The sequence below is a fragment of the Empedobacter sp. GD03739 genome (genome assembly GCF_029843245.1).
GTDB classification, from domain to species: domain Bacteria; phylum Bacteroidota; class Bacteroidia; order Flavobacteriales; family Weeksellaceae; genus Empedobacter; species Empedobacter falsenii_B.
Map to the genome: position 1 here is coordinate 16,788 of NZ_JAOCHX010000016.1, position 14,720 is coordinate 31,507.

12 protein-coding genes are annotated in these 14,720 nt (G+C 32.8%); 6 read left to right on the forward strand and 6 right to left on the reverse strand.

What is annotated here, in order from left to right:
• Positions 1–25: 25 nt before the first annotated feature.
• The 4 genes from N5E64_RS06935 to N5E64_RS06950 form a co-directional block, all read right to left on the reverse strand.
• On the reverse strand, positions 26–973 hold the full coding sequence (locus N5E64_RS06935; protein WP_280036625.1) for a cbb3-type cytochrome c oxidase N-terminal domain-containing protein: 948 nt from the start codon (positions 971–973) through the stop codon (positions 26–28).
• 196 nt (positions 974–1,169) lie between these two features.
• Positions 1,170–3,437 carry a cytochrome-c oxidase, cbb3-type subunit II gene (gene ccoO, locus N5E64_RS06940; RefSeq protein WP_280036627.1) on the reverse strand — a complete coding sequence of 756 codons (2,268 nt, stop codon included), beginning with the start codon at positions 3,435–3,437 and terminating at the stop codon, positions 1,170–1,172.
• Positions 3,437–3,601 (reverse strand): cbb3-type cytochrome oxidase assembly protein CcoS, encoded by a 165-nt coding sequence (gene ccoS / locus N5E64_RS06945; RefSeq protein ID WP_019974626.1) that lies wholly within the window; start codon positions 3,599–3,601, stop codon positions 3,437–3,439. Before ccoS ends, ccoO begins: the two co-directional genes overlap by 1 nt.
• A gap of 79 nt (positions 3,602–3,680) precedes the next feature.
• The gene (locus tag N5E64_RS06950; RefSeq protein WP_280036630.1) at positions 3,681–6,077 is read right to left on the reverse strand and encodes a heavy metal translocating P-type ATPase metal-binding domain-containing protein; all 2,397 of its coding nucleotides are present in this window, start codon (positions 6,075–6,077) and stop codon (positions 3,681–3,683) included.
• A 75-nt stretch (positions 6,078–6,152) separates the two neighbouring features.
• Between N5E64_RS06950 and N5E64_RS06955 the strand changes: the two genes are divergently transcribed.
• A complete protein-coding gene (locus tag N5E64_RS06955; RefSeq protein WP_221854269.1) occupies positions 6,153–6,860 on the forward strand; it encodes a Crp/Fnr family transcriptional regulator in 708 nt (235 codons plus the stop codon).
• A gap of 57 nt (positions 6,861–6,917) precedes the next feature.
• Here N5E64_RS06955 and N5E64_RS06960 read toward each other — a convergent pair whose 3' ends face one another.
• On the reverse strand, positions 6,918–7,625 hold the full coding sequence (locus N5E64_RS06960; protein ID WP_114997983.1) for a DNA alkylation repair protein: 708 nt from the start codon (positions 7,623–7,625) through the stop codon (positions 6,918–6,920).
• A gap of 293 nt (positions 7,626–7,918) precedes the next feature.
• Complete coding sequence (hflX, locus tag N5E64_RS06965; protein WP_114997985.1) at positions 7,919–9,142, reverse strand: GTPase HflX; 1,224 nt, start codon at positions 9,140–9,142, stop codon at positions 7,919–7,921.
• A 411-nt stretch (positions 9,143–9,553) separates the two neighbouring features.
• Here hflX and hisG point away from each other — a divergent pair, with 411 nt between their 5' ends.
• The 5 genes from hisG (at position 9,554) to hisH (ending at position 14,717) form a co-directional block, all read left to right on the forward strand.
• Positions 9,554–10,411 carry an ATP phosphoribosyltransferase gene (gene hisG / locus N5E64_RS06970; RefSeq protein WP_125349882.1) on the forward strand — a complete coding sequence of 286 codons (858 nt, stop codon included), beginning with the start codon at positions 9,554–9,556 and terminating at the stop codon, positions 10,409–10,411.
• A gap of 71 nt (positions 10,412–10,482) precedes the next feature.
• On the forward strand, positions 10,483–11,769 hold the full coding sequence (gene hisD, locus N5E64_RS06975; protein WP_219033861.1) for a histidinol dehydrogenase: 1,287 nt from the start codon (positions 10,483–10,485) through the stop codon (positions 11,767–11,769).
• Positions 11,770–11,783: 14 nt separating this feature from the next.
• Positions 11,784–12,830, forward strand: coding sequence for a histidinol-phosphate transaminase (gene hisC / locus N5E64_RS06980; RefSeq protein ID WP_125349880.1), 1,047 nt, complete (start codon positions 11,784–11,786; stop codon positions 12,828–12,830).
• 84 nt (positions 12,831–12,914) lie between these two features.
• Positions 12,915–14,048, forward strand: coding sequence for a bifunctional histidinol-phosphatase/imidazoleglycerol-phosphate dehydratase HisB (gene hisB, locus N5E64_RS06985; protein WP_280036638.1), 1,134 nt, complete (start codon positions 12,915–12,917; stop codon positions 14,046–14,048).
• Between the two features lie 90 nt (positions 14,049–14,138).
• Positions 14,139–14,717, forward strand: coding sequence for an imidazole glycerol phosphate synthase subunit HisH (gene hisH / locus N5E64_RS06990; protein WP_280036640.1), 579 nt, complete (start codon positions 14,139–14,141; stop codon positions 14,715–14,717).
• Positions 14,718–14,720: the final 3 nt, after the last annotated feature.

Below are 14,720 nucleotides of genomic sequence, written 5' to 3' on the forward strand. Positions count from 1 at the left end.
ATATTTGTTGTAATTATTTAATGAATTACTTTTGTTTCCATGCTTCCATTAAGTCACCTTGAGGAGCAGCTGCACCTTCTGCAACTGTTTTCGTAGGTTCTTTTTGGTTGATGTAATAAACATAAGAAGCTACTTTCTCAATTGCTAATCCAGATAACTCTTTACGTTGACCAAATGCACGCATTTGAGGATTGTGAGGAGATCCATTGTAAACAATGTGATAAATATTTTTGAATAAACTATCTTCTACATGATTCACCCAGTAATCATCCGTTAAGTTTGGTCCAATACCTCCTTTACCACCTTCCATGTGACATTGAGTACAGTTTTGTTCGAAGATCTTTTTACCTTGTTCTACAATTGCAGGATCATTAGATTTGTTTACAGCTCCTGTGATATCAATATCATTTGCAACTGCCCAAATACTATCTTGTGCATCTTTGTAAACCATTTCTTTTTCGTATTCTTTGTCCATGTGAGCAAAGTCTGTAAAGCTATAAGCCATTACATAAACCACCATAAACACAACACCAAAGTAGAATAATGATAACCACCATTGTGGTAAAGCATTGTCTAACTCTTTGATTCCGTCAAAACCGTGATCTAAGATGATAGACTCTTCTTCTTTATCAGATTGTTTTTTAGCAGCTGAACTAAATAAGCGTTTGAAATAACCTATTTTTCCTTCTTCTAAATACTGTGCTTGTTCTACTTCTGATAATCTTTTGAATCTTTCTGCTTCGATTACTTTGTTCAAAGCATTAATAATTAAAAGCATTACCGTTGCAATTGCTAATACTGCCCAGAAAATTCCTTGTGCAAACACATGTTTTAAATGTTCAAGTAAATTGTTTACCATTCCTTGAAAACCTGGTTCTGGCACCACATCTACTGGCGTAACCATTGTAAACGCTAAGATTATAGCTAATAGCGTTAATGGAATAAATATATAGGCCGGGGTACGTTGTCTCATTTTGTATTATTTTTTTCGTTCTCTTCTGGTTCTAAATCTAAAGCTGCTGACTCGTTGTCTTTGTAAAACTCTTTTGGTTTTTTCATAACCTTAACAAAAATTGTCACAAAGACTGCTATAAATCCTATTAGGATTAATGTCTGCAATAAAGATGCATACTCATACTGAGAAAGGAATTCTTTATAATATTTTAACATTAGTTACTTGCTGTCTCTACTTGTTCAGCTTTGATATCTGTTCCTAAACGTTGTAAATATGCGATTAACGCTGTAATCTCACGATCTCTTAACGGAACAAACTCTTTACCTTGTTGTTTAGCTTCTGCTTCTTTTTTCGCATATAACTCTTTCAAGTCAGACGCATCTTTAAAGATAGTTTGCTCGATCGCTAAAGCTTGTTTGTTCATAGAAACTTGCATACTGTCAAAATCTTCTTGTTGATAAGGAACACCTAATGCAACCATTGATTTCATTTTATCACGCGTTAACTCACGGTCTAATTTATTGTCAATTAACCAAGGGTAACGTGGCATGATAGAACCATCTGATGTAGAACGTGGATTCCACATGTGTTTGTAATGCCAAGCATCTGGATTTTTACCTCCTTCACGGTGCAAGTCTGGACCTGTTCTTTTTGATCCCCATAAGAATGGATAATCGTAAACAAATTCTCCTGCTTTAGAGTATTCTCCATAACGTTTTACCTCGTCTCTAAACGGACGAATCATCTGAGTGTGACAAGCGTTACAACCTTCTCTAATATATAAATCACGTCCTTCTAACTCTAAAGGTGTATATGGTTTTACACTTGAAATTGTAGGTACGTTAGATTTTACTACAATTGTAGGTACAATCTCTACTAAACCACCAACAGCTAAAGTTAATACAGCAGCAATTGTTAAAACCATAGGAGTTCTTTCCATCCAAGAGTGTACTCCTTCTCCTTGTGTACGTGAAGCTGTTTTTGGTGCTAATGCAGGAGCTTCTGCTTCTTCATTCGCAATAAAGCTTCCTGATTTTACAGTTTTCCAAACATTAATAACCATTAAAATTGATCCAATCAAATATAATGTTCCTCCAAATGCACGTAATGGATATAACCATTGTTTAAGAATTGTAACTGTTTGTAAGAAGTTACCATATTCTAATGTTCCGTCAGCTGCGAATTGTTTCCACATTAAACCTTGTGTCCAACCTGCAACATACATAGGAATTACCCAGAATAAGATACCGAAAGTACCAATCCAGAAGTGTGTATTAGCCATCTTAACAGATGCTAATTTAGTTCCAAATAACTTTGGTACTAAGTAATAGATCATACCAAAAGCGATAAATCCATTCCATCCTAAAGTACCTACGTGTACATGAGCAGGAACCCAGTCTGTAAAGTGACCAATTTTATTTAAAGTTTTTGTTGCTAATAACGGTCCTTCGAAGGTAGCCATACCATAACAAGTTAAAGCAACTACGAAGAATTTCAAGATTGGATTTTCTCTTACTTTATCCCATGCACCACGTAATGTTAATAAACCATTTAACATACCTCCCCAAGATGGAGCGATTAACATGATAGAGAATCCTGTTCCTAAAGCTTGTGCCCAACCTGGTAATGCGGTATAAAGCAAGTGGTGAGGACCAGCCCAAATATAAATAAAGATTAATGACCAGAAGTGGATAATAGATAATTTGTATGAGAATACAGGTCTATTAGCTGCTTTTGGTACAAAGTAATACATTAATCCTAAGATAGGTGTCGTTAAGAAGAATGCTACCGCATTGTGTCCGTACCACCATTGTACTAACGCATCTTGAACTCCAGAATACAATGAATATGATTTCGGAGCCGTTAAGCTAAATGTTACAGGGATTTCTAAATTGTTAAACACGTGTAACATTGTAATTGCAGCCCAAGTTCCGATAAAGAACCAAATTGCTACATACAAATGACGAACACGACGTTTAGCAATCGTTAAGAACATTTGTGCTCCAAACAATACCCAAACTAAAGCGATTAAAATATCAATTGGCCATTCGTGCTCAGCATACTCTTTAGAAGTGTTGTATCCTAAGATAAATGTTACAAATGATAATACAATAAATAATTGCCATCCCCAGAAAACGATCCAGCTTAAAACATCGCTGTACATTCTGGTTTTCAACAACCTTTGCATTGAATAATAAGCTCCGGTAAAGAACGAGTTTCCAACAAACGCGAACACCGCAAATGTTGTGTGAATCATTCTTAATCTACCAAAACCAAGTGTCCCTTGTGAATTGATTAACCCTTGAATGTTTCCTCCAATTGTTCCATCATCCGATCCGAAGATGTATTCTGGTAACGTAGGAAAAAACAACAAAGTTGCAACCAATACTCCAAAGAAAAATGCCATAACTGCCCAAAACAATGTGGCATAAAGGAAATACTTTACGATCTTATTGTCGTAACTAAAAGTCTGCATTTGCATTATGAGTCGATTTTATCTTGTGTTTTTTTATCATCTTTTAACATTCTCACCGCTGGAGATTCGTCTTCGTCAAACTGCCCTTTCTTATACCCTAAAAAGAATAAAAGAAGGAAAATTGCCCCCAAAGAGACACTAACTAATATCATTAATAATAATATCCCCATAGCTCCACAAAATTACAAAGCCCTAAGTTCTTATCACAATGATTTTGGTCAGAGCAGTATTTATAACTCTAATTTAAAATCAATCTAAATTCCATTTTGTTAATTTATCCGCAATTCGGGTACTTGCCGTTGCAAAAATTAACACTGAAATAGAACTTATTGGCATTAATATAGCCGCTACAACTGGTTGTAAATAACCAGAAACAGCGAAACTAAGCCCAATTATATTATATAAGAAACTAATGATAAATGCTATTTTTACAAATTTCATCGTTGTCTTTGATAACTTCAAGAAATTTGGAATTGCTGAAAAACTTTTTGCATCCAAAATTCCATCACACGAAGGCGAAAAACTGTTAATATCCTCAGAAATAGAAATCCCAACTGTACTTTGCTTCAAAGCTCCAGCGTCATTCAATCCATCTCCAAGCATCATCACTTTCTTCTCATCTTGTTCCAGTTGTTTGATATATTCTAACTTATCAGTTGGTGATTGATTAAAAATCAATTTTGCATTGGTTGGAAAAATTGTTTCTAAATATTCTTTTTCAGAATCATTATCCCCAGACAAAACGTGTAACTGATAAGCATCCAATTCTTTCAATAAACGATCTAAACCTTTTCTATATCGATTGGTGTAAACAAATTTACCAAAAACTTCTTCATTAATTGATATAAATACTTGAGATTGATTTAAAGTATTTTCATTAAAAATAGCATTCGTAAAACTTCTCGAACCAACTTTTATTTGATGTCCATCTACATTAGCTTGCTGACCTTTTCCTACAATTTCTTCGTAATTTGAAATCGGTAAATGATCGTCAACAGTCAACTTTTTATATAATGTACGGCTTAATGGGTGATTAGAGTTTCTAATCAACGCTTTTACCAATTGTTTTTGATACTCCGAAAGTTCTTTCCCTTCGTATTGCACTTGCGCTTCATCACTTTCCGTAATTGTACCAGTTTTATCGAAAACTACATCTGTAATTTTCTCCATTCTTTCGACTGTTGATGTATTTTTTACATAGAATTTCTTATTACCGAATATACGCATCATGTGTCCCAAAATAAATGGAGATGACAAACCTAACGCACAAGGACAAGCAATAATTAAGATAGATGTAACAACTTCTAATATTTTTGACGAATCGTGGAAATACCAATAAACAGCAGAAATTGCTGTAATAATAAGGATGATTAATGTGAAATAATGACTGATTTTATTCGTCAAGGCATTCAACTCAGATTCTTCTTTCTGGAACGCATCATTGTTCCACAACTGGGTTAAATAACTTTGATTAACATCCGAAATAATTTCCAACTCAATTGCATGACCAGATTGTTTTCCACCAGCAAATATTTTATCTCCAGCTTTTTTATGAATCAAGCGAGATTCTCCAGTCACAAACGAGTTATCGATCATCGCTTCACCTTTCATCAAAATAGCATCGGCTGGAATAATTTCTTCATTTCTAATTAAAATTCGATCACCTTTTTTCAAATCAGCCAACAAAATTGGTTGTTCATAACCATTTTCTAATTTCGCAACTGCAATTGGATAAAACGATTTGTAATCTCGATCAAATGCCAACGCTTGCATTGTTTGTTGCTGAAACCATTTCCCTGTCAACATCAAAAATAAAAGCATCGCTAATGTATCAAAGTAACCTGGCGAAATATCAAAAATGATATCATAAGTCGATTTGAACATAATCACAATAATTCCTAACGCAATTGGCACATCGATATTAATGTATTTATTTTTCAGACCTTGCCAAGCCGAAACAAAATAATCGGTAGATGAATAAAAGAAAACAGGCAACGACAACGCGAACATTGTCCAACGAAAATATCCTTTGTTTTGATCTAACCATTGTTCTTTTACATTACCAAAAACTTCGACATATTCTGGGAACGATAAAAGCATAATATTCCCAAAACAGAATCCTGCAATTACCAATTTGCTCACCAAAGAACGATCGACTTTGCTTTTTTTCTTTTTGTCTAATGTTTTTAGATTAATCGAAGGTTTGTAGCCTAAATTTGTAATAAATCTTGCCAAATCACCTAATTTCAAATCCGCATCACGATACGTAATCTGAACAGTTTTTTGCGTAAAATTGACATTAGAAGATATAATATTTGGATTAATTGTATCCAAACTTTCTAACAACCAAACACACGAAGTACAGTGCATTACAGGCACATAAAAGGACACAACAGTAACGCCATCGTCTGAAAAATCGACAACTTTATCAAAGATTTCTTTTGTGTTTAAGAAATCAAATTGATGATTACTTTTTCCATCAGGACGTAAACCTGCATTACGATTAAGGTCGTAATAATCTTTTAGATTATTTACGTTTAAAATCTCGTAAACCGTTTTACAACCCTGACAACAAAAATCCTTTTCATCGAACTGAATAACCTCTTCTTCAATTCGTTGACCACAGTGAAAACAATTCTCTTCCATACTATTTTACAAAATTACTTTCCTTTTATCAGAATTAACGTTAACTTTGTATGAATTAAGTCATAACAACAAGATATGTCAGAGTTTAATGAGAATGTAGTATCGATTAAAGCGATGTTTGATAACCCAGAGTCTTTCGGGGTTTTTAGTAAGGAAGAATTATTGGAGTTTGAGCAAGAGAAGAAAATCATCAACCTAAAAAAAGGAGACGAGATTATCCAGGAAGGTAATACACCAAAAGGTATATATTGCGTCATGAAAGGAACTGCTAAGTTGTTCAAAATTGGTTTTAATGGAAAAGAGCAAATTCTACGTTTTATCAACGAAGGTGACATTATCGGTTATCGCTCAATCTTAAGTCAAGAAGTATTTGGTGCCTCTGCAACCGCAATGACGCCAGTTGAAATATATTATATTCCAGAAAAATTCTTCTTAAAATTATTAGAAGTTAATCCAAAATTAGCTTTCAATATTTTACAAAGAATTGCTAAAGATTTGGGAGAATATGCAAGAACAATCACTTATTTAGCACAAAAAACAGTTCGCGAACGTTTGGCTGAAGTTTTAATTTTATTAGAAGGAAAATTAGGAACAGACAAAGACGGATTTATCAACATTTCGTTGACACGCGAAGAAATGGCAAATTTGATTGGAACAGCGACAGAATCTGCAATTCGTTTGATTTCTGAATTCAAAACTGATGAATTAATCGAAGTTGAAGGAAGAAAAATAAAAGTTTTAGATCATCAAAAGTTGACGAAATTAGGTCATGTTATTTTGTAAGAATTTATTCTTGATATAAAATCAAAAGTCGCTCGTTGAGCGACTTTTTTATGCAAACTATTTCAATTTCATATAATAATCTTTGAGAATTGGATCAATTTTTTCGAGCGCATATCTCAACGTTGTTCTTGGCATTTGCAACGTATATTCGTCCAAAAACTCAATCAACTTTTCTTCATTCATTTTTCCCATTTCACGCAACATCCAACCATTTGCTTTGTGCATTAAATCGTGTGAATGATTAAGATTTTTCAACACAATTTCAGGAACAATTGAAAATGATTTTTGTTTGATAAAATACATAGTTGATACAGTTGCGATTCGTTTTTCCCACAAATCATCTGAATCTGCCAATTCAAAAAGCAATTCTTCTCGTTTTTGATGAAAACAATAATGTCCCAAAATTTTATAACAACTTGTGTCAACCAAATCCCAATTGTTGATTTGAGAAGTTTGAGCAAGATAAAAATCGATGATATCTTTTCTTACAAGTTCATCTTTTGATTTTTCGTACTTCAAGACCAATATCAATAAAGCTGTTAATCTATATTCGTGAATATTGGAATTCAATAAATTTTTGATGTCATTTAATGAAACTTGTTGATAAAATTCTTTCGCAATCAAACGTTGATTCGGAACAGAAATCCCAAGAAAAATATCTCCTTCACCATATTCTCCTTTTCCAGTTTTGAAAAAACGCATCATAATCTTCGCTTTATCATCGTCCGCTAAATCTTGTAAAGTTGATTTTAATTGCTCTATCATATTTTATCAATTAGATTTTGAAGTTAACAAAAAAAGAGTCCAAAAACTGAACTCTTATTTATTTTAAAATATTAAATATAAATTTAATAACTTTAATGCAAACTTACATTTATGAATTTCAAACACAAGCCTCTAATATTATTCTTCTTCCTGATTATAATAATCAATGGTCTTATAAAGTTGTATAATAATTTTCCTGAAAATTCAATGGGTCTTTATATTCAAATTGGATTATTATTTATGGTTATATTAATTCTAATTTTTAATCTTAAAAAATCTAAAAATTAAAACTATTACTCTTCCGAATCATTTTCTTCCTCATCGTAATATTGAAAAAGGAAATTATTATAAGGAAAACGTTTCATGTGAATTTCTTTCACTTCTTCATAAACCGTTTTTCGCAAATCTTCTAAATTATCTTTTTCCGTTGCCGAAATAAACAATGTCGGATAATCTGTTTTCGCCATCCACGTACGTTTCCAATCTTCTAACGAATAATTTTCAAATTTCTTTTCAGACAAATCATCTTCATCTTGTTTGATATAAGAAAAATTATCAATTTTATTGAAAACCATAATCGTTGGTTTTTCTTTCGACTCTATTTCAGCTAAAATTTGATTCACAGAATTCACATGATCCTCAAAACTCGCATGCGAAATATCCACAACATGGACCAACAAATCCGCTTCACGAACCTCATCTAATGTAGATTTGAACGATTCTACCAATTGTGTTGGCAACTTGCGAATAAACCCAACCGTATCCGTTAATAAGAAAGGTAAATTACCAATTACCACTTTTCGAACCGTTGTATCTAATGTTGCAAATAATTTATTTTCGGCAAAAACTTTGGACTTCGATAAGACATTCATCAACGTTGATTTCCCAACATTTGTGTACCCAACCAACGCAACGCGTACCAATGCTCCTCGATTTTTACGTTGAGTCGCCATTTGCTTATCGATTCCTTTCAATTTCTCTTTCAATAACGTAATTCGATCACGAATAATACGTCTATCCGTTTCAATTTCCGTTTCACCAGGACCACGCATACCAATTCCTCCACGTTGACGCTCTAAGTGTGTCCACATTCGTGTTAATCGTGGTAATAAATATTGGTATTGAGCCAATTCTACCTGCGTACGTGCATATGAAGTTTGCGCTCGTTGAGCAAAAATATCTAAAATCAATTGTGTACGGTCGATGATTTTTTTGTTGACAACTTTCTCAATATTTTTCAACTGAGAAGGCGTTAATTCATCATCAAAAATAACTGTATCAATATCATATTCTTCGACAAAAGCCGTGATTTCATCTAATTTCCCGCTTCCTACAAAGAATTTAGAATCAGGTTTGTCCATTCTTTGTGTAAAACGTTCTCCAACTGTCGCTCCAGCTGTATAAGCTAAGAACTCCAATTCGTCCATATATTCCGTCAGTTTTTCTTCGGATTGTTCACGTGTAATCAATCCAACTAAAACTACTTTTTCGTATTGTGCTTCTTGTTTTTCTAACATATATTATATTACTGCAAAAATAAAAGAAAGTTTTGGATGTAACCGAACTTTCTATAAAATATTGAGAATTAATCAAATCAATAAAACTCAATAAATATTTGAGTTCTTTTGGATAAAAATAGAAAAAAATAAGGTTTTCATAATTAATAACAAGTTTATTTACTAATTTTCAAAAAATCTATTGTCAATTAAAATTTCCTTTCTACATTTGTTCCGACAAAAAAGTAAAAATGTACAAAAATCAATTACATCATCATCACCATCATACTTGCACTCAAGCGAGCAGATAGTGGTATGTAATGATTTTATCACAATATCTAAATCCCGTTTGAGTAAATCGAACGGGATTTTTTGTTACTTCAAGATTTAATCATCGATTTACTCAAACTTAAAAAATATAAAACATTAAAAATGAGTAAATTAAAAATAGCCATTCAGAAAAGTGGTCGATTAAGTGAAAAATCACTCGAATTATTGAAAGATTGCGGAATTAAAATTTCTACAAGTAATCGAAAATTAAGAACCGAATCTCCAAATTTCCCTATCGAAGTTTTATTCTTACGAGACGACGATATTTCACAATATGTAGAACAAGGCGTTGCTGACATCGGTATTTTAGGAGAAAATGAAGTTTGGGAAAAAGATAAAAATGTCACTCAAATTCGTCAATTAGGATTCGCAGGTTGTAAACTTTGTTTAGCTATTCCGAAAGATGAAGCTTATACAGATTTAAGTTATTTTCAAGACAAAAAAATTGCCACTTCTTATCCACGTATTTTACAAAAATTTTTCCAAGAAAAAGGTATCAACGTTAAGATTGAAGAAATTGGTGGAAGCGTAGAAATTGCTCCAAGTATCGGTTTGGCAAATGCTATTTTTGACATCGTTTCTACAGGTTCAACATTATTAACAAATGGTTTGAAACAAGTGGAAACAGTGGTTGAATCACAAGCAGTTTTAATTTCTAACAAAAATCTCGACAATGAAAAACAAGCAATTGTAGATCGTCTTTTATTTAGAATTGAAGCGGTAAAACAATCTTCTGAGAACAAATATATTTTATTAAACGCGCCCAACGAAAAGTTAGAAGAAATCATTGCTTTGTTACCCGGAATGAAATCTCCAACAGTTTTACCACTTGCCGAAAAAGGTTGGTCATCAATCCACACTGTAATTAAAGAAGATACTTTTTGGGACATCATCGAGCAATTGAAAGCTTTGGGTGCGGAAGGAATTTTAGTACTAGAAATTGAAAAAATGATTTTATAATTTTTGATTGACGATTTACAATTTACGATTGAATCGTAATTCGTAATTCTAAAATCGTAATTCGTAACAAAATGCAAACATATATCAAACCTCAACTTTCAGATTGGTCTACGTTAACAGCTCGACCAACGAAAGAAGCACAAGATTTACAAGAAATAGTTTTAGATATTTTTGGAAAAATTCAAACCGAGAAAGATCAAGCTTTAATTGATTTTACAGAAAAATTTGATCAAGTTAAGCTAACTTCTTTAGAAGTTTCTACTCAAGAAATTGAAGAAGCAAAAACTTTAATTTCTGAAGAATTAAAAGGAGCAATTCAATTAGCAGCTTCTAATATTGAGAAGTTTCACACTGAACAACGTGAAGAAGTAAAAGTTATTGAAACCACAAAAGGAGTAAATTGTTGGAGAGAATCTCGCGGTATCGAAAATGTTGGAATTTATATTCCAGGTGGAACAGCTCCGTTATTTTCTACAACTTTAATGTTAGGAATTCCTGCTAAATTAGCTGGTTGCCAAAATATTATTTTATGTACACCTCCAAATAAAGAAGGAAAAATTCACCCTGCAATTTTATATACTGCGAACTTAATCGGAATTGAAAAAATCTACAAAGTTGGCGGAATTCAAGCGATTGGAACGTTAACTTTTGGAACAGAAACGATTCAAAAAGTGGATAAAATTTTCGGTCCAGGAAACCAATATGTAACTGCAGCAAAACAAGTTGCTCAAAACTTTGGTGTAGCCATCGACATGCCTGCTGGTCCAAGCGAAGTTTTAGTGATTGCAGATGAAACTTCGGTTCCTAAATATGTGGCTGCCGATTTATTATCACAAGCCGAACACGGAATCGATTCACAAGTGATTTTATTAACAACAAACGAACAAATATTAAATGAAACGATTGAAGAAATCAATGCTCAATTAGAAGTTCTGCCAAGAAAAGAATTAGCGACTAAAGCGTTAGAAAATTCAAAAGGAATTGTTTTAAATTCTATCGAAGAATGTGTAACTTTTTCAAATATTTATGCACCTGAACATTTAATTTTCGCTTGCGAAATGGCTGAAAATTATATCGATAAAATTATTAATGTAGGTTCAGTTTTCTTAGGAAATTATTCGTGTGAATCGGCTGGTGATTATGCTTCAGGAACCAATCACACTTTGCCAACTAATGGTTATGCAAAAAATTATTCAGGAGTTTCGTTTGATAGTTTTATCAAGAAAATCACGTTTCAGAAATTATCAGCAGAAGGAATTCAAAACATTGGTCCAGCAATCGAATTAATGGCTGAAGCCGAAGAGTTATTTGCGCACAAAAATGCAGTAACCTTAAGACTAAATGATCTAAAATCGTAAATCAAAAATCGTACATGAATTCATTCAACATAAATAACATCATTCGTCCTAACGTAAAAACGCTGAAAGCTTATTCATCAGCTCGTGACGAATTTCAAGAAATAAATAACGATTTCGTTTTCTTGGATGCGAACGAAAATCCTTTCAATAATGGATTGAATCGTTATCCTGATCCTTTACAACGTAATGTAAAATCGATTTTAAGTGAAATCAAAAACTTTCCTGCAAATCAGATTCTATTAGGAAATGGAAGTGACGAAGTGTTAGATTTAATTTTCCGAGCATTTTGCGAACCGAATCAAGATAATGTTATTGCGATTTCACCTTCCTATGGAATGTATGGTGTTTTAGCGAATTTAAATGCTATTGAATACCGAAAATCGTTATTAAACAAAGAAGATTTTCAACCAAACATCGAAGATATTTTCTCAAAAGTAGATGAAAATACAAAAATGATTTTTTTATGCTCTCCTAATAATCCAACAGGAGAAATCATCAAAAGAGAAACTATTTTAGAAATTGTGAATCGTTTCAATGGCTTAATAATTATCGACGAAGCTTATATCGATTTCGCCACAGAACAGTCTTGGATAGAAGAAATCAAAAATTATCCAAACGTAATTGTTACCCAAACTTTGTCGAAAGCGGTTGGTTTAGCAGGAATTCGTTTAGGAATTTTGTATGCTTCACAAGAAATTGTGGATGTTTTAAATAAAATAAAACCACCTTATAACATCAATCAATTAACACAATTAAAAGCGATTGAAATTTTAAGCGATTACGATAAAGTGATAGCTATTACAAATACGATTATTCAACAAAAAGAAGTTCTAGAAAATGCTTTAACTGATATCTCATTTGTAGAAAAAATCTATCCAAGCGATTCGAATTTCATTTTGATTAAAGTTGATAATGCAAACGAACGTTACAATCAATTGGTCGAAAAAGGAATTGTAATTCGTAACAGAAACAACAACGATTTATGCGAAAATTGTTTACGTATTACAGTTGGAACGGAAGTTGAAAATCAGAAATTAATACAAACACTTAAAATAATATAATTTGTCATTTCGAATGAAACGACAGTGAAATGAGAAATCTCTGAGATTCCTCCTAACATCGGAATGACATCAAAAACAACTAAAATGAAAAAAATACTATTCATAGATCGTGATGGAACAATGATTTTAGAGCCAGCTGACTACCAAGTTGACAGCTTTTCCAAATTAGAATTCTATCCAGAAGCCTTTACTTATTTAGGTAAAATTGCAAAAGAATTGGACTACGAATTAGTTATGGTGACCAACCAAGATGGTTTAGGAACGCCTTCTAATCCTGAGGAATTATTTTGGCCAATACAAAATTTCGTAGTGAAAGCATTCGAAAATGAAGGCGTGAAATTCGAGGATATTTACATTGATAAAACTTTTGCTCATGAAAATGCGCCAACGCGTAAACCTGGAACGGCTTTATTAACAAAGTATATCAATAACCCTGAATATGATTTAACAAATTCGTTTGTAATCGGTGATCGAATAACGGATGTTAAATTAGCTCAAAATCTTGGTGGAAAAGGAATTTTTATCGCGAATGATGAAGCTTTAGGCGCAGACGAAATCAATGATAACAAAGGATTAAATGATGCGATTGCTTTAAAAACAACTTCATGGAAAGAGATTTACGAGTTCTTAAAACTTCAAAATCGCACTGCTTCAATTGTTCGTAATACGAATGAAACAAAGATTAAAATTGATTTAAATCTTGACGGAACAGGAAAATCGGATATTTCGACAGGAATTCACTTTTTCGATCATATGTTAGATCAAATCGCTCGTCATGGACAAATGGATTTAGTAATAAAAGTGGATGGAGATCTAGAAGTGGACGAACACCACACGATTGAAGATACTGCTATTGCTTTAGGTGAAGTTTTTGCGCAAGCACTAGGAAATAAATTAGGTATCGAACGTTACGGATTTACTTTACCGATGGACGATTGCTTAGCACAAGCAGCAATTGATTTTGGTGGAAGAAACTGGTTGGTTTGGGAAGCTGAATTTAACCGCGAAATGATTGGTCAAATGCCAACTGAGATGTTTTATCACTTTTTCAAATCATTTACAGACGGAGCAAAAGCTAACTTAAATATCAAAGCAGAAGGAACAAACGAACATCACAAAATAGAAGCGATTTTCAAAGCGTTTGCAAAAACCATTAAAGTAGCTGTAAAACGCGATCCTGAAAAAATGATTTTACCATCAACAAAAGGACTTTTGTAGACTTAAGTCTTAAGGTATAAGTTCTAAGGATTTTCTTTTCCTTATGCCTTACGACTTAGAACTTAGAACTTAGAACTTAGAACTAAAAAAATGATAGCAATAGTAAAATACAACGCAGGAAATGTAAAATCGGTGTACAATGCGGTAACTCGTTTGGGTTATGAAGCAATAATTACAGACGATTTTGAAACCTTGAAAAATGCAGATAAAGTAATTTTCCCTGGAGTTGGCGAAGCAAGTTCTGCAATGACTTATTTAAAAGAGAAGGGCTTGGACAAAGTCATTAAAAACTTAAAACAACCAACCTTAGGCATTTGCTTGGGACAACAATTAATGTGCGCTTATTCGGAAGAAGGAAATACCGATTGTTTAGGAATTTTCCCTATTCAAGTCAAGTTATTTCCATCAACCGAAATCGTTCCTCACATGGGCTGGAATACGATTTACGACTTAAAAACACCTTTGTTTAATGACGTTCAAGAGAACTCCGACATTTATTATGTACATAGTTTTTATTGCGAAAATTCAGAATATACGATCGCGAAAACAGACTATATTTTAGAATATTCAGCAGCTTTACATAAAGATAATTTTTACGCAACTCAATTTCACCCAGAGAAATCTGCAGGAATAGGAGAACAAATACTAAAAAACTTTCTAAGTTTATAGTAA

Bases quoted from the DNA above. Each gene is read 5' to 3' on its own strand.
- N5E64_RS06935 (WP_280036625.1), bottom strand. From the start codon at position 973: ATGAGACAACGTACCCCGGCCTATATATTTATTCCATTAACGCTATTA.
- ccoO (WP_280036627.1), bottom strand. From the start codon at position 3,437: ATGCAAATGCAGACTTTTAGTTACGACAATAAGATCGTAAAGTATTTC.
- ccoS (WP_019974626.1), bottom strand. From the start codon at position 3,601: ATGGGGATATTATTATTAATGATATTAGTTAGTGTCTCTTTGGGGGCA.
- N5E64_RS06950 (WP_280036630.1), bottom strand. From the start codon at position 6,077: ATGGAAGAGAATTGTTTTCACTGTGGTCAACGAATTGAAGAAGAGGTT.
- N5E64_RS06955 (WP_221854269.1), top strand. From the start codon at position 6,153: ATGTCAGAGTTTAATGAGAATGTAGTATCGATTAAAGCGATGTTTGAT.
- N5E64_RS06960 (WP_114997983.1), bottom strand. From the start codon at position 7,625: ATGATAGAGCAATTAAAATCAACTTTACAAGATTTAGCGGACGATGAT.
- hflX (WP_114997985.1), bottom strand. From the start codon at position 9,142: ATGTTAGAAAAACAAGAAGCACAATACGAAAAAGTAGTTTTAGTTGGA.
- hisG (WP_125349882.1), top strand. From the start codon at position 9,554: ATGAGTAAATTAAAAATAGCCATTCAGAAAAGTGGTCGATTAAGTGAA.
- hisD (WP_219033861.1), top strand. From the start codon at position 10,483: ATGCAAACATATATCAAACCTCAACTTTCAGATTGGTCTACGTTAACA.
- hisC (WP_125349880.1), top strand. From the start codon at position 11,784: ATGAATTCATTCAACATAAATAACATCATTCGTCCTAACGTAAAAACG.
- hisB (WP_280036638.1), top strand. From the start codon at position 12,915: ATGAAAAAAATACTATTCATAGATCGTGATGGAACAATGATTTTAGAG.
- hisH (WP_280036640.1), top strand. From the start codon at position 14,139: ATGATAGCAATAGTAAAATACAACGCAGGAAATGTAAAATCGGTGTAC.